Source organism: Candidatus Nitrosopumilus sp. (genome assembly GCF_965263415.1).
In the GTDB taxonomy this organism is placed as follows: Archaea; Thermoproteota; Nitrososphaeria; order Nitrososphaerales; family Nitrosopumilaceae; genus Nitrosopumilus.
This window is the reverse complement of record NZ_OZ253671.1, coordinates 1227090-1246703: the sequence shown is the minus strand read 5'-3', so window position 1 is coordinate 1246703 and position 19614 is coordinate 1227090. Positions and strand designations below refer to the sequence as shown.

Here is a 19614-nt window from a genome sequence, read left to right as displayed (position 1 = left end):
TAAATACATTATAGATCATGGAATTACTTGATGACAAGTTAAGAGTTTGGTTAGAAAGTGCAAAATTTGTCAAACCAAACCCAGGAGTTTATGTTCTATACAACAGAAGTAAGCAGCCAATCTACATTGGAGAAACTAGTAACCTTGAAGAGACATTTACAAAATATGTAGACACAGAATTTGAAGATAATGAATGCATGCAAAAAACCCAATATTATCAAAGAGTATTTGAAGATAATCCAAAAGAACTGCAATTACAACTAATTGAGCAATTTAGAAACGAGACAAATGAATTGCCTTCATGTAATTCTGAGATCAAAGTAGAAACACACTAAATTCTTTCAGTGCATTGCACTGAAGACCTACTGGTTAATAGAAAAAATACAAAAATTCCAATATGGGAAACGCAATGATTTATGCAGGTATTGCAATCGGAGTAGCTGCATTGGCCGGAATTATGGTCTATGCACATGATAACCAAGGAAATTACCTTAAAGAGGATTCAGTACTTGCCCCAGCTGCAGAACAAGGCGCATTTTCATCAGAAACTGGAATGGTGCAATTGAATAAAGAGCAATGGCATGATGACCCATTTGGTGATAGAGCAGCTGAAGTTAGAGCAGCATACGAATCTGGTGGATAAGCCACCAAGTTTCTTTTTATTTTATTTTTCATCATTCTACACCTAGAGCATTGGAGAAAACAATTAATCTAAGAATGGTGTAATTTAGCAATGCATCAATGCTACTACTGTGAACAGATTTTTGATACAAAAGAAGCACTATACGAGCATGTGGAAGTTCATTCAGATGCAGAAAGAAATAAGGAAATAATGGATAGAAAAAAGAAGGTACAAAAAAATTAACTTTTCAGCCTCAATTAAAAAAAATAGAGTAAAGGTAAGAAATAATCACATTCAGGTGGTGATATAACAACTCGGTTTCAAAATAATATGGATTGGGTTGAGGCATTACTTCGCAAATCATGCGACAGAACACTAACCAAAGAAGAAGTTCTCCACAGTCTATTTCATATGATTGAAGTTAATGAAAATACACTAAACCAAATTCAATCAGACAAAAGAGATTTCGGACCAGAATTAGAAGAACTAAAGCAAACAGAAATTAGAGATATTGATTTTCATCTGAAATACTACCGAAGTCTAGTAAATTATATCAATTCAATGCATGAAAATAAAATTTTTGAGAAACAACACTAGTCATCCCAAGAAACAGTGTATGCAACAAATGTTTTAGGTAATGATTTTTTTGTGTCAGTTCCCCATTCTTCTGAAGTGTGGCCAGAATTGAGTTCAGAAACCTCACCCCAATTGAATTTAGGCAATTTGGCAGTTTCCATGAAATCCAGAACAATCCATAGTTAATAAAAAACGAGTCTGCACTGCAAGAATATTTTATGGTTTTAATTGTTCAAACTTTAAAGAGTATTTGGATTGTTTTTCAGGATCATGTCCATAATCTGTAATTTCATCATATTCTTGTAATCTCTTTTCTAAAATTTGTTGCAGTTGTTCTATTTCTTGAGCAATCATTTTGCCAGAATCTTCTTTGGCAAGTTGTTTTCGTTGTTCTTCATTTTTTCCTCGAGTTGGAAATGTCTTTCCTTCAAATTTAGTTTGCAGATTTGAAATATGTTCACGTCTCACTAATTCTGCCAAATCAAAACGCCCTTGTTCATATTTTAGTAATTGATCGCTTGTATTTGATGGACGAACTGATGACAGTAAAGGACAAAACTCTACAGAAACATGGATATTTTTTATCAGAAACAACACCTCATTTCCCATTTTTTCAGAATCGACTGTCCAGGTGAACCCATATTTTATCACACTGTGAGAATCAGCATAAGAAGCAGGATTGTGTTCTGCCTTAAAATCAGACCAGTTTAGAGAAGACTCACCAGTCCAAAACAGATTTTCATTCTCACTCATTATCTAATAATTTGAAAATTTCAGCATAATTAGATTGTGATTCAAGAAGACTTGCCATCACGACCACTGAATTTTCCAATAGGTTGAGATGTGTCAAATCCCAACCAAGAATAATTTTGAGATTCTTGAGAATTATGAAAATTTTGATGTTCTGTTAATTCAGAATCACCCCAATCCCCATCATGGATAAATGGACATTTTTCATGGATTCCATTTTTCTGAATACCTTTACACGTGATTAACAAACAAGAGTTATTGTGTTTTAGAATTGAAAAATTTTTTGTTGTGTTATTAATTGTGTAAGCGGATTCAAAATGAATTCTAGGCTCAAATATTTAGGCACAAAAAATGGATCATTTTTTCAACCCATTTTGATCAAAATACAAGACATATTTTATTTTAAGAATTTTTGAAGATACCAATCATTACAAATTGGAAGCAAGAATGATTGCCTGCCTGATGTTTGTACATAGTTCCCAAAGAACCGAGGCAAAATAATGTCAGGCTTGCTTGCTTTTCCAAATCCAAACTATTAATTTTAGATAATTTCGATATGTTATGATGAACAGTAAATTTTACATGTGGATGGGCATATCAGTGGCGGCATTAGCAGCAGGATTCATACTTTTGTTTGGTTAATCAGATTAATTTTTTTGGTTTCAAAGATCAATTTTTACATCGTTTTTTTATTTTATCAAGATTTTTAGAAGTAAAGTATTGCCATAGGTGTAGCTGGACAGTTGATAATCGCACTAACGCATCACGGCATTGATTATCAACTTTTATCTGTGGCATAATTAATTTGGGTGAGAATTTGACGTGTAATCGAATTTCTCTTTATCTGAAAATAGATCAAAATTGTTTTGTTCCAAATCCAATACATCATGAAAAGCAGGGCAAGAGTTGTCAATTGAAAATAATTCTTGGCATTTGGGACATGAAATAACAACATGAATACCCCAATCACATTCAATTTCATCAATTAGTTCAAAATTGACAGATTCATTGCATACACATTTTATATTTTGGAATTTTTGGAAATCCACAAAGATTGGTTTTCAAAATTAAATATAATTTATTACCAATCAATAATTGAGAAAAACATGACAGAGTGCCCCACATGTAAACTCTCAATGGAGTCTCATTCAACATCAGAATTAATGGAATGTTGTATGAAGCAGATTGGAGATGAATTTACTGAAGAACAAGAAGGAATATGTCCTAATTGTAAACACGGCATAAAAAAACACTCTAACAAAGAACTTGCAGAATGTACCATAGAATATCTAAAGTCAGGAATTCAATAGCTAGTTAAAATTAAACAATAGAGGAATCAGGACAAAATATTGAATCAAGCAACAAGAGAGTTAATTGGAAGATTTTCTCCAATGTGGACCAACAAGCAAGTTTGGGAATTTGATCAGTTAAATGAAGATTTGAGATTTGATGTAATTTACGTAAAGCCTCAAGAGTATGAAGACAGTTTATGGAAGTCAAAATCGGCCTATCCAGATTCAGAAATTCGAGATATGGTGGTTAGAACCTTTGATCACATGCTAGATGGAGAGGAGATATGGATTTCAAATGTTAATGATAGAAAAATGGACGAGAAACACATACCATATCTCATGGCAGTCATGGCAGATGTGATGATTGAAGAAGAGATTTGTTTGAACTTTAGAATAGAGCACAAGTGTTTTGTGGCAACTATTGATTCAGACGTAGATGTAATTGACTGTAAAGAATTTTTTGAGGAATTCTATCACTTGGCAACAGGTTTCAATTACGATACAGACACAGGTATTCCAGAAGATGAGACTGAAGCTGAAATGTATCTAACAAGACTTCAAGAAGAATTTGATGAAAAAATGAAGTCAGTTTTGGGGGACAAATACTTACCAGGAAACAATGATCCTGACACAATAAATGCAAAATGATTTATCTAAAATACTTGAAGGTATCTTGAATAAACATGTCTCAAAAAAGACCATATAGAAAATTTCAGAAAAAGGGGCCTTCGTTAACTACTGAACAAAAAGTGGAGAAATTTATTTTGAGGAATTCAGAAAATGGTTTTTTTACCAAAGTCACAACAATACCATACAAGTTTGAAATATCTGAGAGCAAAGCATGGGACATAGTTGGAGAATTACTTTCAGAGGGGAAAATAGAATCAATACATGATGAAATTTCAGGAGATATGAAGCTATGCAAAGCAGGCCAAACATATTCAATAATGAATTCAGAACAAAAAAGAAAAAGAGAAAAACCAAATAATTTTAAAAAGAAAAAATCAGCATAACACTCAAACAAATACTTATTTTCAAGAATTAATTCAAAAAAACATGGATGATGAAAATTTACCTGCACAATGTCATCCAGTAATAAAATCAAAAAAGAAAAAGGAAGAGAATAAGAAAAATGATACAGTGTAAATTATGTGGGACACCTTTGGGGAAAGAACCAACTACTGAAGAATTAGAAAAGCATTGGAAAAAACATCATAATTGGCATTGGGAATCTAACCAAAATAAATCACCAGAAGAAGCATTATTGAAAAAAAGAGATTAACAACGTCTTGGAATAGTGGTCGTTTATAGCATGCCTAGACCACTAATCGAAGGCGTCACTATTAGTTCAGGCTCGAAATATAAAAAAACAAACAATCATTTTCCAAACATCTGTTTAAAAAAAATTCAAAATTAAAACTAATGTAAACAATGCTTGGCAGACAGTTTATCAATTTTGTATTGCATAAAACAACATGAGAGAAGATTTTGCAGAGTATACCAAGTGCACAACATGTGGGACTGCATTACTAAATTGTGATTGTAATTGTCCATACTGCGGAAAACGTGAGGAATGTGAGTGCGAAATAGGCGTACTTACTATTCCATAGTATTTTTTCTCAGAGATTCAAACTTGAATTATTTTTCAGCTAGATACTGTGAAAAAATTCACTTTTGATTAATAATAAAAATTTGGCAATTAGGGCACATGTCAGTAATAGAGGCATATGATATCAAGGCACGCAAAAAAGTGTCGATGAAAGACCCACAACCATATCTCATGAAGAATGGTTCATGGGCATTGAAAGGAACTAGCTCTGAGACTGGGATCAAACTATTCAAAATTGTTGGAAGAACAAAACCATCAATTACCCAGTCAAGATTTGAAGCATTCAAAAATCTGTTTACAAGCAGAAAATGTGAATGTGACAAAGAGTGCTAGTGTTTTTTTTCTTACAAAATTATGAAACTATTAGAAAGAATTAATGTGAGGATTTTTTAGAAATTTTATGTCCTTTGAGATTGACTGGAAAAAAAATTTTTTCGGTATTTCATGGGCCCATGAAAAAGACAGAATAGTTGTTTCCATAGTTTTTGAAGATAAGAGCGAGGCAATAGAAATTTCAAAAAATATCGAGAATTGGAGTGATAAATTTACCAGATTAACAATTATTGAAAAAGAAGAGGATGAATTTGCACTTTGTTGTTATCAAGACCCTCAAGTTTCAAAAAGTGACAAGCATATTGGGCTATTTAGAACAGGAATGAGACAAAGTAGTGGCTATAATCAGGTAAAACCAATCATAGAAGAAAAGGCACCACTATTGCAAATTGCTTTTGCAGCAGATGCAATTGATATTACCACATATGAGGAAATCTCAAAACTCATTCCGATTAGAAAGTTTAGAATTATCAATGAAAAAGATTTGAAAAAACAAGAATACTATTACGAGAAAATGTCAACTCTATCAAATTAAAAAATGGTAAGATTCAAAAAAATTTGAATCATACCATCTATGGTCGGGCAACAGATCTATTCAAAATCTGATATAAAGAATAACTACTGATTCGTTCATGTTTTTGATACTGATGAATCGCTCATTCTTGTTAAATAGAAAATTTTCCATCTCCAATTATGAATAATAACAATTTCAATTCATCATGGGAAGAAGCAATTGGTCTTTCGTGGCTAATATCTGAGGAAGAACATGCCTGAATTCTCATGCAGTCCAGATTGCTGGTGCAAAAAAACAAAAAATATCAATGAAACACCTTAGAAAATCTAAGGATTATTTTTCTATTTTTAATACATAAATTTCATAGTTAAAAAAAAGAAGATATGCATTGTGATGATAAAAGAACATTATTTGTCTTAAAACATGGAATAGAAGAAACATGGGATTTGTTAAAAGAATCAGATTTTGCAAATGATGATTTAATAAAAAAACTCAATGAAAAAATAAAAGAATACTTTGAATACAAATCAGCAAGCAAATGAAATTCTTAAGTAATATTTGAGTTCAAAAATAGGGTTTAAAATGTCACAGATAGAACATACCAAGGAATGTCAATATAGAATGGATAACGATATGCCCCATACCAACTGTTATTGTAAATGTCACAAGATCATCATGGCAGATTCAAAAATGATGGAATCAAGAACTTTTTGAGTCTTTTTCAGGTTCAAAATTTTCAATAATTTCACTTACACGAGTCAAGATAGTTTCTTTGATTTGTTCTCTAGTCATTCCAGAGGTATGCATGAGTTTCATTTGATCAAGTAATGCAAAATGAACACGTCCTTGAAGATAATCAACTATGCCATATCCTTGTTTTGGAAATTCTGTAACAAATAATTCATGCTCAGAAAAATCAGAGGGATTGTCAGTCATGAATCAATTTTTCAAAAACCAGTTATAAAATTTCCAAATATTCATAAAACTATCATACTGATTTACCATATGACTGAATTTACTCACAAGCCATATGAGAAAATATACGTTCGAGACATGATCAAACTGGATTTAGACGATCTTGTTGGGATGATGTCTTCCTTAGAATCAGCTAATGCATACTGGGTGGATGGGGTGTTATTTGCCAGTTTTGCTATGACAGAATCAGAAGAGTTGGCAAAAAAAGAAATGCAAAATGAGATGTATTTGGATAAAATCATTTTTGCAAAACACGAAAATTATGCCAAGACAGTAAAATCCTCAACAAATCTTGAAATCGGCGTACTAAACATGCGTAAGAGTAAGTTATATCAAGATTTGATTGCATGGTTAAAAACACAGCCAATTTGGAATGAATGAAGATTAATTTTCAAATAAAAAAATTTGATTCAACTTGAAAGAATAGTATGATCCATGTCTATCATAATACATTTCATATGTATTTCTTCATCTGTAGTGTGACCAAGTTTTCCACATGTGAATTGATTTGGTTTGAAGCATACATTACATTTTTTGTAAACGTATAACTGATCACCACACTTTCTACAAGATGTATCTTTCATGCATTCTACTTGTTAAAAATAAATTTAAACCATATTAAAATTAGAACAGACTAATTAGGTCATGCTAATTAGTTTGTACTAATTAGAGCAGACTAATTTTCAAAGCGTTTAATAGAAAAATTTTCCATAGATTAACATGGAAAAAAATTGTAAAGTTTGTGGAAAAAATCTTAACTCAAACTCCAGAGTTTGCTCTATGGAATGTACATTAATTTCCGGATACTAATTTTAAAATAATATTCTTCTATCAAATAATCATGAATGAAAAAACTGATGTTAAAGAAAAAATTTTAGAATTTATTAAAAACAGATCAGAAATTAATGAAACAACTGCTACACGACACATTCATCGAAGATTTGGAATTGGAGAAGAAGAAATTGATCATATCCTGGATAAGTTATTTGAAGAAAATAAGATAAAGAAAATCTATGATGAAGAATATCAAGAAAACAGGTTTGAAATATGATTTTCAAATCAATCTTTTTAAGAGAATGATTTGAGAAAAAATTATGATGTTAAAATCAGAAAAATCAATTAAAGAATATCTTCAAAAATTACCAGATGACACCATTATCAAATACTATCTAGATGTAGAATACAGTCCATTTCCTATCCTAGTAATTGAAGAATATACCAGACGATTCAAGAAAAAGACAAAAAATGAGATCATCAAAGATTTAAAGTATCAGAGTAGGTTAGCACGCAAAAAAACCCAAGAATTGGGAAAGATGGCAAAAAGACGTAAACTAGTAGATGATGTAACTAAACAAAAATCTGATGAAATCATTAATCATGCAAAAAAAAGAGGATTTGAAATTAGTCAAGCAATTTCAAAAAAGAAAGCAAATCTCACCACCAAACTCAAAAAAACAGCAAAATCAGGTACTGTCAAAAAAAGAATTTCAACAAAATTGAAGACATCCACACAAAAACATCTAGAAGAATTAGAAAAATTAGGGGAGTTGAAAAAACAAGGACTGCTCACTGCCAAAGAATTCCAAGACATAAAGAAAAAAATCCTAGAAAAAATCTAAACTAAGCATACAAGCAGGAATTATTCAAATCAAGAATTTTGATTTGTTTTGAACATAGAAATCCAATTTTGTATCATCTTTTTGTTCAAATCAACAAAAGTGTTGGAATTATCATTTAACGTCTTTGCATAATTTTTACTTTGTTCAATATTTGCAATTATCATTTTATGCAATATTGAACGAAATTTTATTGTCTCATCAGACATGTTTTCGATTATGTCTTTTGCAGTATCTGGAAACGAATAATCAAATCCATATTTGTCAGAAAATTCTTTTTGAAGAGAGAGTTGAGAAGTTACATAGTTTTTCCATAATTTGTAATATTCATTTTGTAAGTCAAACAAAGTTTGTTGAATATGAGGAACATTTTGTTCTAATTCTAGAAAATATTTTTTATTTATCTTTTCAAATAGTTCAAAATCATTACTTTTAGAGTGTTCAGACATGAATTTTTTTATGAATTATGTGGATTTAAACTAGTGGGTAAAAACCAACCATATCTATTCTAAAAATGAAATGAATATACACTAGTGGATTTTAATACAAATCCTAATGATCACATTTGAAAATAGAGTTCGCTATGAATACAAAATAAAAACAGCTAGAGTAGATACACTTGTAAAATCAATATTGGCACACAGAGACCCAAAAAACCAAGAAGCAAAAGATGCATCAAAATTTCTTGATGTGTTAATTACAGAAATAGACAGATTTTATGAAGAACATAGTGACATCTTATCAAAAAAAGGAAAAAGACCACATCCACGTTCACGATTACCAGAAAACAAAGAATGGAATGATAATGTGGAGAAATATTATGAAAAAAATCCTAGAAAAAGACCTAGAAAATAGTATGAAAAAAGATTTTTAGTAAGAATTCCACATCTGGGAAATTCTCAAATTGTTTTTATTATCAAACGCAAGTTTTAACGTTATGGATGTAACTCCAAACCATACTTTCATACGAGATTGTCAAGAGGAGTATGCTAGATTAGAAGACAGTATCAAATCCATAGAAGATCTCATTCAAGAAATTAATGATTAGTTAAGAAAACTAACTAATCGTCATCAAAGTCATAATCATCGTCATCATAACATTCGATGAAATCAAATTCTTCAAATTTCATGATTTACAGTTAATTTCAAAGTAAATAGATCTTCAGTAAAGGAACTATGACATTCTATAATTCTATATAGTTGAATCATGCCTAGAAATTCTCAAATATTGTCAGACATAAAACAACACATGGAAAATCCAACTGAGATAAATTCTGTTTTTTGGGATGAAGAAACAAAATCATGGCAATACAAAATTGTTCCAGTTGAAGAATATCACGGGTTTACAGAATGTCAACATTGTAGAAAACCAATGTCTCACAACATAAAGAGTGAGGGAGAATTCAAAGTGGTTTATACGAAATGTGGATGTTCACGATAGAGATTATTTTCCATAAGACATGTAGATTAAAACTCCTGAAAGAATAACAATCAAAATTGCGGGAGGCATCCAAGACTTCATGACATCACTTCGTTGTTTAGATAGTACTGTTCTAGTCGTTCATTAAGAGGCTCAAGATAATCATCACATGGTTTAACAAACTCTTGGCGAGTATTTTTTTCACTACTAACAAGAATTACTACTTGGTGGATTTTTTCTCCAGTGACTTCTTGAAACATTTGAGCATAACATGTGGTTTGTAAATAGTATTCATACATATATTCATCAACTTGGGGTTTTCTTTTTGTTTTGTAATCAATAATGGATAACTCACCATCATATTTTGCAATAAGATCACTGGTCCCAGCAACTTTTAGTTTGTCTGAATACATTCGTTGTTCAATACATGTAACATCAGAAATGTTTTCCAAATAGGGTTTTAGATTATGAAAGTGGGCAATAGGAAGTAAATCAAAATCATCTAAATTCAAATTTCTACTCAAATAGTCTTCAATAATTTGATGTGACTGAGTACCAATATGTTGAGATTGTGCAGTGATGTATTCATGAGCAGGTTCGTTTTCTTTCCAAGATGCCAAACCGTTTTTCTTTTCTTCAGGAGCAGTCGCAGACAAGATTGTGTTTATTGAAGGATAGATTTTATCAAATTTTGTCTGATACCAATGACCATCTTCTCGGTCAAGTAATGTGGGCTCTCTTATTTTCAACATTTGAGTAAAATTAGGCATGAATTTGTTTAGAGTACTAGTAATTTAATGCTAAGTCATTTGATCATTTTTTGAAATTTGTCAAATTCAGATTTTGTTTTCACAAATTGTTCTGTGTTAAGTTTGAGTGAAAAAAGAGGATCCATCTTTTCATTAATCATAAAAATTCGTTCATCAAAGATTACAGTTTCAATGAAGTCATCATTAGGATAAACAGTAAACTGAAAGAATTCTTCATTAGTTTTTATTTTTAATTGAAGCCCCATCAAAAGACCAAGTTCTTCATCTTTGTTTAGAAATCCCGTAAGACTAGCTCGAAGAGAGGGATCATCATTTATTCCATCATAGATATTCTGAGTGTCAATCACACATGCAACAGGTTTGCCCTGAAGATGTAAAATAACAGATTTGTGAGTGGGGATAAAATCTTCAGTATTACTCATTTTATCTAGAGGCATATACTATCAAAGAATTTCAGCATTGTTAAGTATCACGATTTTTCACCAGAAACATGAGTAATCTTGATGATTCAATTGGGAAAATTCTACTAGAATTACAAAAAGATGATCCTGAAACATTTGCTAAACTAATGAAAAAAGCCCAGCAAGAGAATCCAGAATTATTTGAAGATGTAGATAAAGAAAATAAAGAGATTGATGAATATAATAAAAAAGTAGAAGAATACAACAAGACTGTAGATGAAGAATAGTTTTTCACAATAACCTCTGATTTTAAACCAAAATCATCATAAAAATCTCCTTGAGATACAAATGTCTTATTTGTGACGTTGTTTTAGGAACACCTAGAAAGCTAGAAGATCATCTACAAATTGAGCACAAATGGGGCAAAAAACGAGAGTCATAGGCTCAAAAAAACAAATATCAAAAGAATTGATTTTTTTAGGGAATAATACAAACAGGGTTTATTGAATTTCATATCAAAAAAAGTGCTAGATTTTCAAAAGAAGAAACTTACCTCAGCAGAAGAAACTCTGAAAAAATACATGCAGGAAATGGAAAAACTTGAAAATACTAAAAAACCTGAAGAATTAGAAAAGTGTAAAAAAATGATAAAAATATGGACAGATAATATTGAAAAAATTAAAAAAGAAATTAAAAAAATAGAATCAAGATAATGATTAAGAAAATATTTTCAGCATATATTATGAAATGGAGTAAAAAGTATGAAATTTAGGAAAGATTCAGAATCACTAAAAGAAAATTCAGAGTTGAGAGTACTTGCTGAGTACAATAGACGACTTAAACAATTAAAAATCACTCAAAAAAAAGTTAACAAATTACGGGATCATGAAATGGATGAGGAGGCAAAAAAGATTCAAGATCTAGTCAAATTGCTACTAGAAGAGATTGAAGCCTATTTTAGAACATATCGAAAAGTACTGACAAAGTATGGAATCCTGCCAGAATATCCTTTAGAGATTAATGATATTACAAAAGAAGAAAGAGATATTGCAGATGCATGGCAAAAAGCTCATCGAAAAAAACACGGATTATAGGAAAAATTAAGAATATTACAAGTAAACAACACAAGGTCTGTCCACAGAAATATTCATATCAAAAATTCTAATTATATTCACAATAGGTGATTTAACGAATTAAACTGTTTAAAAATTAACTAGTATTTTAAAAGAATATTTAGTTTTTTTTAGGTTAAATGATATAATTGATCACATAATGATCGATCAGATTTAAATACAATTCCCATTTTTGGGAATGGTATGAAGGTATTCCTTACCATCATTATGATGTTCATAGTTATCATGGGGATGATGGAGGCATATGCAGAGGAATTCACATACAATGAAAAAGTAGAGTATGCCGTTGAATCTCAAAAAGTAATAGCTCACATGATTGCAATATACGATAATTTTGGAAAAGATGGAGTCTACAAAGAGTTGAGCAATATGCATTTTGATCATATTCTAAAACAAAATTTGAAAGTTATGGAAAAATATTATTCAGAACAAATTGATTATCAAGATGAACTAAACCACACATTATTTACAATACAAAATAGTGGATTTGATGAAAAAGCAGCATTTATTGAACATGCAAAAAAGCTGTTTCCTTTATTGAATACAGGTACAGATTTGATTACAAATGATCTGAATGATGATAAGTTCTTTAGATTAGTTGTTATGACGTTATTATTAGAATCTGTAAAGACAGAATATATTGAATCTCAAGAGGCAGCAGGGATTGAATCATTATTGAAAAAACAACATGCAGACACAATGGCAATAAGGGCACATATGTATTTTGAAAATACTAATGAAATCCCTACAGAAATGAAATATGTGGTTGAACAAAAATTTCAAAAAATTTTTCAATTAATGAATAACCATGAAGTAAAAATTGAACATTATGAATTACTTAATGAGATAGTAAGTAAAATTTATGATCATGTAGAGAAAAATGAACAAAATGAGTCTAGCAAAGAATTTGATGAGCCAGAGATTTTAAACTTAGAATTAGAGATTACAAACTTAGAATTAGATGAACCAGAAAACATAGGACCAAAAATCATGTTACGTACAGACCATAAAAATGGCAATGAAATTGTGTCGTTTGAAGGTACAGGATTCCCAAGAGACATCAGAGTAGATATAAAATATGTAACAAATCTGGATAAAGAAATCCAGCATGTAAAAGTTAGAAGTCTTGATAATGGGACATTTTATCTACCTATAGAAATGAATCCAGAAGAAAAAACATATTTTCTGAATGCAGAATATCTAGAAACTGTAACGGTGTTTACAATATCAAATAATGCATAATGCTAACAAAGGTTGTTTTTAAGAAATAGGAGAAGAAAAACGAAATCACTAGAATAATTTCGCTTCCTTGTGTTACTGTAATGAGTAATGAACATCACAAAATAGAACGGTTCCATTTGGCAAAGTTTTTGCTGTAATGGAATGACCATCTTCTAACCCTTTGCCGCAAACATAGCACTCTACTTTGCTTACTGAAGTCCGAATACCTTGTTTTTTGAGAATTTGCATGTCCTGCATGATTGCTCGATTTACCCCCTGCATGGCAATTATATCACGATCAACTATCCTATAAAGGTACCGTACTATACGGTAACCAGGGTAAGCCTGACAGATAAGCCAATTTAGACAAGAATTGTGCTAACAAAACCTACTTTACAATTTAAATAATAAACCACTAAAATTTTGTCTATGGGTGGACACCTTTGGAAAGGCTCAAGCAAAAGTAATACCCCTAGATTTATCTGAAAACCAATTTCAAATTTACAATAAAATTTCAAGAAATTACTCACATTCATTTCTATTTGAGTCACTTACAGGTCCCGAAGTTTTAGCTGAAACATCAGTAATGGGTTTTGATCCTAAAATAATTCTCAAAGGATATTCAGATAAAGTAGAGATAATTCGAGACGGCAAAACAAAGGTCATACAAACTAATGATCCATTTTTAGAATTGAAAAAATTACTTGGAAATTCAGATGATCAAAGTTACCGATATCTAGGAGGTGCAGTAGGAGTAGTGAATTACGATGCAATTAGAATGGTAGAAGACATTCCAGATACTCATAATTCACCTCAACCGTTAATGGAATTTGGAATTTATGATGATGGGTTGTTGTATGATAATGTACACAAAAAATTATTTTATTTTTATCATGATGAAAATAGATTTGATAAATTAGTTATGAGCGATGATGAGTTTGGAGAATTTCATTCAAGTGAAGTTACACCAAACATGGACAAAACAAAATTTTCAGAAATTGTAAACAAAGCTAAAGAATACATTCATGATGGAGACATATTTCAAGTAGTTCTATCACGCAAATTTGCATTTGATACAGATGGAGATAATCTTACATTATACAAAACACTAAGAAAACTAAACCCATCACCATACATGTATCATTTAAAACAAGACAACAAAACGATAATTGGAGCATCACCAGAAATGTTAGTTAGAATTACAGATGACAAAGTAGAAACATTCCCAATTGCAGGAACTAGGAAAGTTACAGATAATGAAGGGAAAAACAAACAATTAGCTGATGAATTAATTCATGATGAAAAAGAGTTAGCAGAACACACAATGCTTGTAGATTTGGGAAGAAACGACATTGGACGCGTTTGCAAATATGGAACCGTCCACCCAGAATCATTAATGGAGATAAAGAGATTCAGTCATGTTCAACACATTGTAAGCCATGTTGTAGGCAATTTGGCGCCTGAAAATGATATGTTTGATGCGTTTCAGGCAGTATTTCCAGCAGGAACAGTGTCAGGAGCACCAAAAGTCAGAGCCATGGAGATTATCGACGAATTAGAGACTGAAGCCAGAGGACCATATGCTGGTGCAGTGGGGTATTTTTCATACAATGGATGTTGTGATTTTGCCATTGCGATTAGAAGCATATTCATCGAAGATGGAAAAGGATTTGTCCAATCAGGTGCAGGAATTGTGTCTGATTCAATTCCAGAAAATGAATTCAAAGAGACAGAACACAAAGCAGGTGCAATGCTGCAAGCGTTAAAGGAGGCATCATCATGAAATTTTTGATCATAGACAACTATGATTCATTTGTGTACAACATTGCACAATATCTGGGTGAATTGGGAGTAGACTGTGATGTGATTAGAAATGACAAGATTACTCTAGATGAAATTCAAGAAAAAAAATACGATGCAGTAATTATTTCTCCAGGTCCTGGAACTCCAGAAGATAAGAAATACTTTGGAGTATGTAGTGAGGTTATCAAAGATATGGGTTCAAGTACGCCAATATTGGGAGTGTGTCTTGGACATCAAGGAATCATTGATGCATTTGGAGGAAAAGTTACTAATGCAGGATGTGTAAGGCATGGAAAAACAAGCCCTGTTGATCATGTTGATTCAAAATTATTCAAAAATGTAAAAAATCCATTTAGAGCAACACGTTATCACAGTCTAGTTGGAGATAAAACCATAATTCCAGAAGTTCTAAAGGTTACAGCTACTGCATCAGATGATGGAGAAGTCATGGCAATAGAACACAAAGACTATCTAATTCAAGGAGTTCAATTTCACCCCGAATCAATTATGACAGAAGATGGTAAAAAAATTCTATTCAATTTTATTAAACAAGTAAAGGAGAGACAAAAATGATTTCAGATTTCATTTCAAAACTACAAGAGAAGACAGATCTCACATATGAGGAGATGAATCAAGTGATGACAGATGTTCTTTCTGGCAAAACAACTGATTCAGAGAATGCAGAATTTCTATCAAATCTTGCAGAGAAGGGAGAAACAGATGATGAATTACTTGGAATGCTTGACAAAATGCAGGAATTTTCGTTGAAAATTGAGCCTAAAAACACTGGAACCATTATTGATATGTGTGGAACAGGAGGAGACAAGCTTCAGACATTCAACATTTCAACCACAGCATCATTTGTTGTGGCTGCTGCAGGAGGAGTTGTAGCAAAGCATGGAAATCGCTCAAGTTCAGGAATATCAGGCAGTGCAGATATTTTTGAGTATTTTGGGTATGACTTGAGTTTAGAACCACCTAAAATTGCAGAAATTTTAGAAAAACACAACATCTGTTTTATGTTTGCACAAAAATTTCATCCAGCAATGAAACATGTATCTGTAGCAAGAAAGCAGTTAGGAAAGAGAACTGCGTTTAATTTACTTGGGCCATTATCCAACCCAGCTGGAGTGAAAAACCAACTTGTAGGAGTTTTCTCAATAGAATATCTAGACAGATTACCATTAATCCTAAAGAGAAAAGGTGCTGAAAATATCATGACAGTACGTTCAGATGACGGAATGGATGAGTTTTCTACCAGTTCAACTAACAGGGTTTGTATTTTGAGAGATGAAAAAGTTTTGATGAATGCAATAGATCCTGAAGTAGTAGGATTGCACAAATCATCATTAAAAGATATTCAAATTCAAACAAAGGAAGATGCGATAAAATCATTTGTAGGAGTTTTGAATAATACTGCAAATCAAGCAATGATTGAAACTACTGCACTTAATGCAGCTGGTGGGCTAATTGTTGCAAATATTTCAAATAATTTTGAGGAAGCAGTAGAACTGGCATTAAACACAATTAAAGACGGTAAAGCATTCTCATTATTGGAGAAATTTGTACAAGATACAGGAGAGATTTCAAAATTAAAGGAGATCACTGATGGCTGAAAATATTCTAAGAAAACTAGTAAACAATTCACAGATGGCAATTAATGACGGAGTATACGAAGTAGAAGATAATTTAGAAAAATCAAACAAAGACTTTATTCAAATTATCAAGACTAGCGGACATGCACCATTACTCACCGAAGTGAAATTCTCATCACCATCACTAGGCAAGATACGCACGATTACTGATCCAGTAAGCATAGCATCGCAAATGATTGCAGGAGGCTCAAAAGCATTATCAGTATTGACACAACCACATCTATTCAACGGGTCCCCAGAGTATTTCATGAAGGTAAGACAGGCAGTAGATGTTCCAATGTTAATGAAAGACATCATGATTGACAAAGTTCAGATTGATGCTGCAAAAAAGATTGGAGCAGATTTCATGTTAGTTATTCAATCATTGTTTGATCAAAATTTTCTAAAAGATATTGATGAGTTTATCGAATATGGACATAAACAAGGACTGCAGATTCTTCTCGAAGTGCATACAAAACAAGAATTTGAAAATGCACTAAACACAGAAGCTGATTTGATTGGAATTAACAACAGAAATCTAGACACACTGGAAATTGATCTAAAAACAACTGAGACAATATTATCAGGAATTGATAAATCAAGACCTATACTATCTGAAAGTGGAATAGATACACCTGAAGATATTCAATATCTAAAAAAGTGTGGGGCAGATGCATTTCTTATAGGATCAAGCATAATGAAAAGTAACAACATTGAAGAACAAGTAAGAAAATTGGTGAATGCATATTGAAGTATCCTAAAAACGGCAGATTTGGGGAATTTGGGGGGAAATACATTCCAGAAACTCTAGTTCCAGCAATAGAAGAATTGGAAGAAAATTATCTTAAATTCAAAAATGATAAAAAATTCAAAAAAGAATTAGATTACTATCTCAAAGTTTACGCAGGACGTCCAACTCCATTATACTATGCAAAAAATCTGTCAGAGAAACTTGGGGGTGCAAAAATCTATCTCAAAAGAGAAGATTTGTTGCATGGAGGAGCTCACAAAATAAACAACACACTTGGACAAGCACTTCTTGCAAAAAAGATGAAGAAGAAAAGAATCATTGCTGAAACTGGTGCAGGTCAACACGGGGTTGCCACTGCAATGGCATGCGCAGCATTAGGAATGAAAGCCGAGGTATACATGGGCTACAAAGATACCATTAGGCAGAAACTAAACGTATTTCGAATGAATTTACTGGGTTCAAAAGTTCATCCAGTCAAGTCAGGCTCAAAAACACTCAAAGATGCAATCAATGAGGCAATCAGAGATTGGATTACAAATGTAGAGACTACTTACTATCTACTTGGTTCCGCAGTAGGTCCTCATCCATACCCCGTAATGGTTAGAGATTTTCAAAGTGTAATTGGAAATGAAATAAAATCACAAATGAAAAAAATAAACAAAACACCTGACAGTGTAATTGCTTGTGTGGGAGGAGGGTCAAATGCAATTGGTACATTTTATCCACTAGTGGATTCTAATGCAGAAATTATAGGAGTAGAAGCTGCAGGTCACGGATTAAAATCAAAAAAACATTCAGCAACATTATCAGCTGGAAGTAAAGGAGTTCTTCATGGAATGATGACGTATCTACTTCAAGACAAAGAAGGACAGATTACAGAGACACATAGTATCTCAGCTGGATTGGACTATCCAGGTGTAGGACCTGAACATTCTTACTTTAAAGACACTAAACGAGTAAAATATCATGCAGCAACAGATACAGAAGTAATTGATGCATTTCTAATGTTAACAAGAACTGAGGGAATTATTCCAGCTTTAGAGTCAGCGCATGCAATTGCAGAAGCAATCAAAGTTGCAAGAAAGAGTAAGAGTTCTGAATCAATTGTGGTAACACTTTCTGGAAGAGGAGACAAAGATGTAGAAGAAGTTCAAAATTATCTGAGTAAAAATGTCAAAGATTAAAGAAAAATTTGCAGAGTTAGATGCAAGAAAAGAAAAGGCCCTGATTTCATACATCATGGCGGGATTTCCAAATGAAAAATCTACAATCTCAGTAGTTAGAGGACTTGTAAAGGGAGGAGTAGACATTATTGAGTTAGGATTTCCATTCTCAGATCCTCTTGCAGATGGACCTGTTATTCAAAATGCAAGCACAATTTCCCTTGAAAAAGGCACAAAAATAGACAAATTTTTTGCTCTAGTCAAAAAAATCAGAAAAGAGACAGACATCCCTCTAGTACTCATGACATACACCAATATCCTATATCATAAAGGATATTCAAAATTCATTGCAGAAGCAAAAAAAGCAGGAATTGACGGATTCATTCTACCTGACATGTCAGTAGAAGAATCAAAAGAGTATCTTCAAACTGCAAAAAATAATGCAGATACAATATTTCTAATATCACCAAACACCAGTAAAACAAGAATTAAAAAAATTGCAAAAGCATCATCAGGGTTTTTGTATCTTGTTGCAGTTTATGGAACAACAGGAGTAAAGACAGGAATTAAAAATTATACAATAAAAGCAATCAAAAATGTCAAAAACCAAACCAAAGGGAAAATTCCTATCGGGGTAGGATTTGGAGTATCAACACCAGAAGATGTAAAAAAATACATCAATGCAGGGGCTGATGGAGTAATTGTCGGAAGTGCATATCTGAAATTAATCGAAAAAACTTCTCAAAGTAAACTAGAATCAAAAATAGAATCATTTACAAAATCTCTAAAAAAACAAACAATGTAGAAAAAATAAGAACCGTCTGAGCAAGGTGGTCAAGTTCAAACTGGTATAGAGGGGAAACTCAATTTCAGTTATGACCACCCAACTAGATGTTCTCAGAAGGTTATGGTTAAACAAAAATAAAACATTCATGTTCTAAAAAATTAAAAAATGTTCAAAAACATCTTAATTTTTTTACAGGTGTATAGTTTAGAAGATTAAATTATTTTTAATCTGATTCGTCTGGCTC

The 19614-nt window shown here is 31.9% G+C and carries 36 protein-coding genes; 26 read left to right on the top strand and 10 right to left on the bottom strand.

Going from position 1 to position 19614, the window contains the following annotated elements:
* The first annotated feature begins 17 nt into the window (after positions 1-17).
* The 4 genes from ACQY22_RS07935 to ACQY22_RS07920 all read left to right on the top strand — a co-directional run bounded on the left by ACQY22_RS07935 (position 18) and on the right by ACQY22_RS07920 (position 1219).
* Positions 18-335, top strand: a complete 318-nt coding sequence (locus ACQY22_RS07935) for a hypothetical protein (RefSeq protein WP_428324158.1) — start codon at positions 18-20, stop codon at positions 333-335.
* Between the two features lie 62 nt (positions 336-397).
* Complete coding sequence (locus ACQY22_RS07930; RefSeq protein WP_428324157.1) at positions 398-643, top strand: hypothetical protein; 246 nt, start codon at positions 398-400, stop codon at positions 641-643.
* Positions 644-733: 90 nt separating this feature from the next.
* Positions 734-865, top strand: coding sequence for a hypothetical protein (locus ACQY22_RS07925; RefSeq protein WP_428324156.1), 132 nt, complete (start codon positions 734-736; stop codon positions 863-865).
* An 87-nt stretch (positions 866-952) separates the two neighbouring features.
* Positions 953-1219: a hypothetical protein gene (locus tag ACQY22_RS07920; RefSeq protein ID WP_428324155.1), complete on the top strand. Its 267-nt coding sequence runs from the start codon at positions 953-955 to the stop codon at positions 1217-1219.
* Here the strand turns inward: ACQY22_RS07920 and ACQY22_RS07915 are convergent.
* From ACQY22_RS07915 to ACQY22_RS07900, 4 genes are all read right to left on the bottom strand, one after another.
* Complete coding sequence (locus tag ACQY22_RS07915) at positions 1216-1359, bottom strand: hypothetical protein (RefSeq protein WP_428324154.1); 144 nt, start codon at positions 1357-1359, stop codon at positions 1216-1218. The genes ACQY22_RS07920 and ACQY22_RS07915 overlap by 4 nt on opposite strands.
* A gap of 55 nt (positions 1360-1414) precedes the next feature.
* Positions 1415-1951 (bottom strand): hypothetical protein, encoded by a 537-nt coding sequence (locus ACQY22_RS07910; RefSeq protein WP_428324153.1) that lies wholly within the window; start codon positions 1949-1951, stop codon positions 1415-1417.
* 41 nt (positions 1952-1992) lie between these two features.
* Entirely contained in the window at positions 1993-2196 is a 204-nt protein-coding gene (locus ACQY22_RS07905) for a hypothetical protein (protein ID WP_428324152.1), read from the bottom strand.
* Positions 2197-2748: 552 nt separating this feature from the next.
* Positions 2749-2997 carry a hypothetical protein gene (locus ACQY22_RS07900; RefSeq protein ID WP_428324151.1) on the bottom strand — a complete coding sequence of 83 codons (249 nt, stop codon included), beginning with the start codon at positions 2995-2997 and terminating at the stop codon, positions 2749-2751.
* Positions 2998-3054: 57 nt separating this feature from the next.
* On the opposite strand from ACQY22_RS07900, the gene ACQY22_RS07895 reads away from it, so the two are divergent.
* The 7 genes from ACQY22_RS07895 to ACQY22_RS07865 all read left to right on the top strand — a co-directional run bounded on the left by ACQY22_RS07895 (position 3055) and on the right by ACQY22_RS07865 (position 6238).
* Entirely contained in the window at positions 3055-3258 is a 204-nt protein-coding gene (locus tag ACQY22_RS07895) for a hypothetical protein (RefSeq protein WP_428324150.1), read from the top strand.
* 39 nt (positions 3259-3297) lie between these two features.
* The gene (locus ACQY22_RS07890) at positions 3298-3888 is read left to right on the top strand and encodes a hypothetical protein (RefSeq protein ID WP_428324149.1); all 591 of its coding nucleotides are present in this window, start codon (positions 3298-3300) and stop codon (positions 3886-3888) included.
* A 35-nt stretch (positions 3889-3923) separates the two neighbouring features.
* The gene (locus tag ACQY22_RS07885) at positions 3924-4253 is read left to right on the top strand and encodes a hypothetical protein (RefSeq protein WP_428324148.1); all 330 of its coding nucleotides are present in this window, start codon (positions 3924-3926) and stop codon (positions 4251-4253) included.
* Positions 4254-4372: 119 nt separating this feature from the next.
* Positions 4373-4522 carry a hypothetical protein gene (locus ACQY22_RS07880; protein ID WP_428324147.1) on the top strand — a complete coding sequence of 50 codons (150 nt, stop codon included), beginning with the start codon at positions 4373-4375 and terminating at the stop codon, positions 4520-4522.
* Between the two features lie 426 nt (positions 4523-4948).
* Positions 4949-5182, top strand: coding sequence for a hypothetical protein (locus ACQY22_RS07875; RefSeq protein WP_428324146.1), 234 nt, complete (start codon positions 4949-4951; stop codon positions 5180-5182).
* A gap of 67 nt (positions 5183-5249) precedes the next feature.
* A complete protein-coding gene (locus ACQY22_RS07870; RefSeq protein ID WP_428324145.1) occupies positions 5250-5717 on the top strand; it encodes a hypothetical protein in 468 nt (155 codons plus the stop codon).
* A 362-nt stretch (positions 5718-6079) separates the two neighbouring features.
* A complete protein-coding gene (locus tag ACQY22_RS07865; protein WP_428324144.1) occupies positions 6080-6238 on the top strand; it encodes a hypothetical protein in 159 nt (52 codons plus the stop codon).
* Positions 6239-6395: 157 nt separating this feature from the next.
* Here the strand turns inward: ACQY22_RS07865 and ACQY22_RS07860 are convergent, their stop codons facing one another.
* On the bottom strand, positions 6396-6632 hold the full coding sequence (locus ACQY22_RS07860) for a hypothetical protein (protein ID WP_428324143.1): 237 nt from the start codon (positions 6630-6632) through the stop codon (positions 6396-6398).
* 69 nt (positions 6633-6701) lie between these two features.
* Here ACQY22_RS07860 and ACQY22_RS07855 point away from each other — a divergent pair, with 69 nt between their 5' ends.
* Positions 6702-7052, top strand: coding sequence for a hypothetical protein (locus ACQY22_RS07855; RefSeq protein ID WP_428324142.1), 351 nt, complete (start codon positions 6702-6704; stop codon positions 7050-7052).
* 29 nt (positions 7053-7081) lie between these two features.
* Here ACQY22_RS07855 and ACQY22_RS07850 read toward each other — a convergent pair whose 3' ends face one another.
* Entirely contained in the window at positions 7082-7255 is a 174-nt protein-coding gene (locus tag ACQY22_RS07850) for a hypothetical protein (protein WP_428324141.1), read from the bottom strand.
* 257 nt (positions 7256-7512) lie between these two features.
* Between ACQY22_RS07850 and ACQY22_RS07845 the strand changes: the two genes are divergently transcribed.
* Positions 7513-7722: a hypothetical protein gene (locus ACQY22_RS07845; RefSeq protein WP_428324140.1), complete on the top strand. Its 210-nt coding sequence runs from the start codon at positions 7513-7515 to the stop codon at positions 7720-7722.
* Between the two features lie 43 nt (positions 7723-7765).
* Complete coding sequence (locus ACQY22_RS07840; RefSeq protein WP_428324139.1) at positions 7766-8290, top strand: hypothetical protein; 525 nt, start codon at positions 7766-7768, stop codon at positions 8288-8290.
* 29 nt (positions 8291-8319) lie between these two features.
* Here ACQY22_RS07840 and ACQY22_RS07835 read toward each other — a convergent pair whose 3' ends face one another.
* Positions 8320-8736, bottom strand: a complete 417-nt coding sequence (locus ACQY22_RS07835; RefSeq protein ID WP_428324138.1) for a hypothetical protein — start codon at positions 8734-8736, stop codon at positions 8320-8322.
* 106 nt (positions 8737-8842) lie between these two features.
* Between ACQY22_RS07835 and ACQY22_RS07830 the strand changes: the two genes are divergently transcribed.
* Both ACQY22_RS07830 and ACQY22_RS07825 read left to right on the top strand, forming a co-directional pair.
* Entirely contained in the window at positions 8843-9142 is a 300-nt protein-coding gene (locus ACQY22_RS07830; RefSeq protein ID WP_428324137.1) for a hypothetical protein, read from the top strand.
* 394 nt (positions 9143-9536) lie between these two features.
* The gene (locus tag ACQY22_RS07825) at positions 9537-9728 is read left to right on the top strand and encodes a hypothetical protein (protein WP_428324136.1); all 192 of its coding nucleotides are present in this window, start codon (positions 9537-9539) and stop codon (positions 9726-9728) included.
* A gap of 77 nt (positions 9729-9805) precedes the next feature.
* On the opposite strand, the gene ACQY22_RS07820 is transcribed toward ACQY22_RS07825, so the two are convergent.
* Together ACQY22_RS07820 and ACQY22_RS07815 are read right to left on the bottom strand one after the other, a co-directional pair.
* Positions 9806-10477, bottom strand: a complete 672-nt coding sequence (locus ACQY22_RS07820) for a PD-(D/E)XK nuclease family protein (protein ID WP_428324135.1) — start codon at positions 10475-10477, stop codon at positions 9806-9808.
* Positions 10478-10512: 35 nt separating this feature from the next.
* Positions 10513-10899 carry a hypothetical protein gene (locus tag ACQY22_RS07815; protein WP_428324134.1) on the bottom strand — a complete coding sequence of 129 codons (387 nt, stop codon included), beginning with the start codon at positions 10897-10899 and terminating at the stop codon, positions 10513-10515.
* A 68-nt stretch (positions 10900-10967) separates the two neighbouring features.
* Between ACQY22_RS07815 and ACQY22_RS07810 the strand changes: the two genes are divergently transcribed.
* The 4 genes from ACQY22_RS07810 to ACQY22_RS07795 all read left to right on the top strand — a co-directional run bounded on the left by ACQY22_RS07810 (position 10968) and on the right by ACQY22_RS07795 (position 13253).
* Entirely contained in the window at positions 10968-11165 is a 198-nt protein-coding gene (locus tag ACQY22_RS07810) for a hypothetical protein (protein ID WP_428324133.1), read from the top strand.
* 216 nt (positions 11166-11381) lie between these two features.
* Positions 11382-11591 carry a hypothetical protein gene (locus tag ACQY22_RS07805; RefSeq protein ID WP_428324132.1) on the top strand — a complete coding sequence of 70 codons (210 nt, stop codon included), beginning with the start codon at positions 11382-11384 and terminating at the stop codon, positions 11589-11591.
* Between the two features lie 48 nt (positions 11592-11639).
* Positions 11640-11972 (top strand): hypothetical protein, encoded by a 333-nt coding sequence (locus ACQY22_RS07800; protein ID WP_428324131.1) that lies wholly within the window; start codon positions 11640-11642, stop codon positions 11970-11972.
* Positions 11973-12194: 222 nt separating this feature from the next.
* Positions 12195-13253 (top strand): hypothetical protein, encoded by a 1059-nt coding sequence (locus tag ACQY22_RS07795; protein WP_428324130.1) that lies wholly within the window; start codon positions 12195-12197, stop codon positions 13251-13253.
* 72 nt (positions 13254-13325) lie between these two features.
* Here the strand turns inward: ACQY22_RS07795 and ACQY22_RS07790 are convergent, their stop codons facing one another.
* Positions 13326-13514 carry a hypothetical protein gene (locus ACQY22_RS07790; RefSeq protein WP_428324129.1) on the bottom strand — a complete coding sequence of 63 codons (189 nt, stop codon included), beginning with the start codon at positions 13512-13514 and terminating at the stop codon, positions 13326-13328.
* Positions 13515-13665: 151 nt separating this feature from the next.
* Here ACQY22_RS07790 and ACQY22_RS07785 point away from each other — a divergent pair, with 151 nt between their 5' ends.
* From ACQY22_RS07785 to trpA, 6 genes are read left to right on the top strand one after another with little or no spacing between them, the layout of a single operon-like run.
* Positions 13666-15015, top strand: coding sequence for an anthranilate synthase component I family protein (locus ACQY22_RS07785; RefSeq protein ID WP_428324128.1), 1350 nt, complete (start codon positions 13666-13668; stop codon positions 15013-15015).
* Positions 15012-15608, top strand: a complete 597-nt coding sequence (locus tag ACQY22_RS07780; RefSeq protein WP_428324127.1) for an anthranilate synthase component II — start codon at positions 15012-15014, stop codon at positions 15606-15608. The genes ACQY22_RS07785 and ACQY22_RS07780 overlap by 4 nt, the downstream gene beginning before the upstream one ends.
* Positions 15605-16651, top strand: a complete 1047-nt coding sequence (trpD, locus tag ACQY22_RS07775) for an anthranilate phosphoribosyltransferase (RefSeq protein WP_428324126.1) — start codon at positions 15605-15607, stop codon at positions 16649-16651. Before ACQY22_RS07780 ends, trpD begins: the two co-directional genes overlap by 4 nt.
* Positions 16644-17420 (top strand): indole-3-glycerol phosphate synthase TrpC, encoded by a 777-nt coding sequence (locus ACQY22_RS07770; protein ID WP_428324125.1) that lies wholly within the window; start codon positions 16644-16646, stop codon positions 17418-17420. The genes trpD and ACQY22_RS07770 overlap by 8 nt, the downstream gene beginning before the upstream one ends.
* Positions 17417-18604 carry a tryptophan synthase subunit beta gene (gene trpB, locus ACQY22_RS07765; RefSeq protein ID WP_428324124.1) on the top strand — a complete coding sequence of 396 codons (1188 nt, stop codon included), beginning with the start codon at positions 17417-17419 and terminating at the stop codon, positions 18602-18604. The genes ACQY22_RS07770 and trpB overlap by 4 nt, the downstream gene beginning before the upstream one ends.
* Positions 18591-19388 (top strand): tryptophan synthase subunit alpha, encoded by a 798-nt coding sequence (gene trpA / locus ACQY22_RS07760; protein ID WP_428324123.1) that lies wholly within the window; start codon positions 18591-18593, stop codon positions 19386-19388. Before trpB ends, trpA begins: the two co-directional genes overlap by 14 nt.
* Positions 19389-19614: the final 226 nt, after the last annotated feature.

Excerpts from the sequence above, each read along its gene's own strand:
- ACQY22_RS07825 (WP_428324136.1), top strand. The coding sequence starts at position 9,537 with ATGGAAAATCCAACTGAGATAAATTCTGTTTTTTGGGATGAAGAAACA.
- ACQY22_RS07795 (WP_428324130.1), top strand. The coding sequence starts at position 12,195 with ATGAAGGTATTCCTTACCATCATTATGATGTTCATAGTTATCATGGGG.
- ACQY22_RS07870 (WP_428324145.1), top strand. The coding sequence starts at position 5,250 with ATGTCCTTTGAGATTGACTGGAAAAAAAATTTTTTCGGTATTTCATGG.
- ACQY22_RS07925 (WP_428324156.1), top strand. The coding sequence starts at position 734 with ATGCATCAATGCTACTACTGTGAACAGATTTTTGATACAAAAGAAGCA.
- ACQY22_RS07845 (WP_428324140.1), top strand. The coding sequence starts at position 7,513 with ATGAATGAAAAAACTGATGTTAAAGAAAAAATTTTAGAATTTATTAAA.
- ACQY22_RS07920 (WP_428324155.1), top strand. The coding sequence starts at position 953 with ATGGATTGGGTTGAGGCATTACTTCGCAAATCATGCGACAGAACACTA.
- ACQY22_RS07820 (WP_428324135.1), bottom strand. The coding sequence starts at position 10,477 with ATGCCTAATTTTACTCAAATGTTGAAAATAAGAGAGCCCACATTACTT.
- ACQY22_RS07875 (WP_428324146.1), top strand. The coding sequence starts at position 4,949 with ATGTCAGTAATAGAGGCATATGATATCAAGGCACGCAAAAAAGTGTCG.
- trpA (WP_428324123.1), top strand. The coding sequence starts at position 18,591 with ATGTCAAAGATTAAAGAAAAATTTGCAGAGTTAGATGCAAGAAAAGAA.
- ACQY22_RS07910 (WP_428324153.1), bottom strand. The coding sequence starts at position 1,951 with ATGAGTGAGAATGAAAATCTGTTTTGGACTGGTGAGTCTTCTCTAAAC.
- ACQY22_RS07865 (WP_428324144.1), top strand. The coding sequence starts at position 6,080 with ATGCATTGTGATGATAAAAGAACATTATTTGTCTTAAAACATGGAATA.
- ACQY22_RS07790 (WP_428324129.1), bottom strand. The coding sequence starts at position 13,514 with ATGCAGGGGGTAAATCGAGCAATCATGCAGGACATGCAAATTCTCAAA.
- ACQY22_RS07815 (WP_428324134.1), bottom strand. The coding sequence starts at position 10,899 with ATGAGTAATACTGAAGATTTTATCCCCACTCACAAATCTGTTATTTTA.
- trpD (WP_428324126.1), top strand. The coding sequence starts at position 15,605 with ATGATTTCAGATTTCATTTCAAAACTACAAGAGAAGACAGATCTCACA.
- ACQY22_RS07895 (WP_428324150.1), top strand. The coding sequence starts at position 3,055 with ATGACAGAGTGCCCCACATGTAAACTCTCAATGGAGTCTCATTCAACA.
- ACQY22_RS07830 (WP_428324137.1), top strand. The coding sequence starts at position 8,843 with ATGATCACATTTGAAAATAGAGTTCGCTATGAATACAAAATAAAAACA.
- ACQY22_RS07935 (WP_428324158.1), top strand. The coding sequence starts at position 18 with ATGGAATTACTTGATGACAAGTTAAGAGTTTGGTTAGAAAGTGCAAAA.
- ACQY22_RS07780 (WP_428324127.1), top strand. The coding sequence starts at position 15,012 with ATGAAATTTTTGATCATAGACAACTATGATTCATTTGTGTACAACATT.
- ACQY22_RS07770 (WP_428324125.1), top strand. The coding sequence starts at position 16,644 with ATGGCTGAAAATATTCTAAGAAAACTAGTAAACAATTCACAGATGGCA.
- ACQY22_RS07880 (WP_428324147.1), top strand. The coding sequence starts at position 4,373 with ATGATACAGTGTAAATTATGTGGGACACCTTTGGGGAAAGAACCAACT.
- ACQY22_RS07850 (WP_428324141.1), bottom strand. The coding sequence starts at position 7,255 with ATGAAAGATACATCTTGTAGAAAGTGTGGTGATCAGTTATACGTTTAC.
- ACQY22_RS07885 (WP_428324148.1), top strand. The coding sequence starts at position 3,924 with ATGTCTCAAAAAAGACCATATAGAAAATTTCAGAAAAAGGGGCCTTCG.
- ACQY22_RS07855 (WP_428324142.1), top strand. The coding sequence starts at position 6,702 with ATGACTGAATTTACTCACAAGCCATATGAGAAAATATACGTTCGAGAC.
- ACQY22_RS07840 (WP_428324139.1), top strand. The coding sequence starts at position 7,766 with ATGATGTTAAAATCAGAAAAATCAATTAAAGAATATCTTCAAAAATTA.
- ACQY22_RS07835 (WP_428324138.1), bottom strand. The coding sequence starts at position 8,736 with ATGTCTGAACACTCTAAAAGTAATGATTTTGAACTATTTGAAAAGATA.
- ACQY22_RS07800 (WP_428324131.1), top strand. The coding sequence starts at position 11,640 with ATGAAATTTAGGAAAGATTCAGAATCACTAAAAGAAAATTCAGAGTTG.
- ACQY22_RS07915 (WP_428324154.1), bottom strand. The coding sequence starts at position 1,359 with ATGGAAACTGCCAAATTGCCTAAATTCAATTGGGGTGAGGTTTCTGAA.
- ACQY22_RS07810 (WP_428324133.1), top strand. The coding sequence starts at position 10,968 with ATGAGTAATCTTGATGATTCAATTGGGAAAATTCTACTAGAATTACAA.
- ACQY22_RS07860 (WP_428324143.1), bottom strand. The coding sequence starts at position 6,632 with ATGACTGACAATCCCTCTGATTTTTCTGAGCATGAATTATTTGTTACA.
- ACQY22_RS07930 (WP_428324157.1), top strand. The coding sequence starts at position 398 with ATGGGAAACGCAATGATTTATGCAGGTATTGCAATCGGAGTAGCTGCA.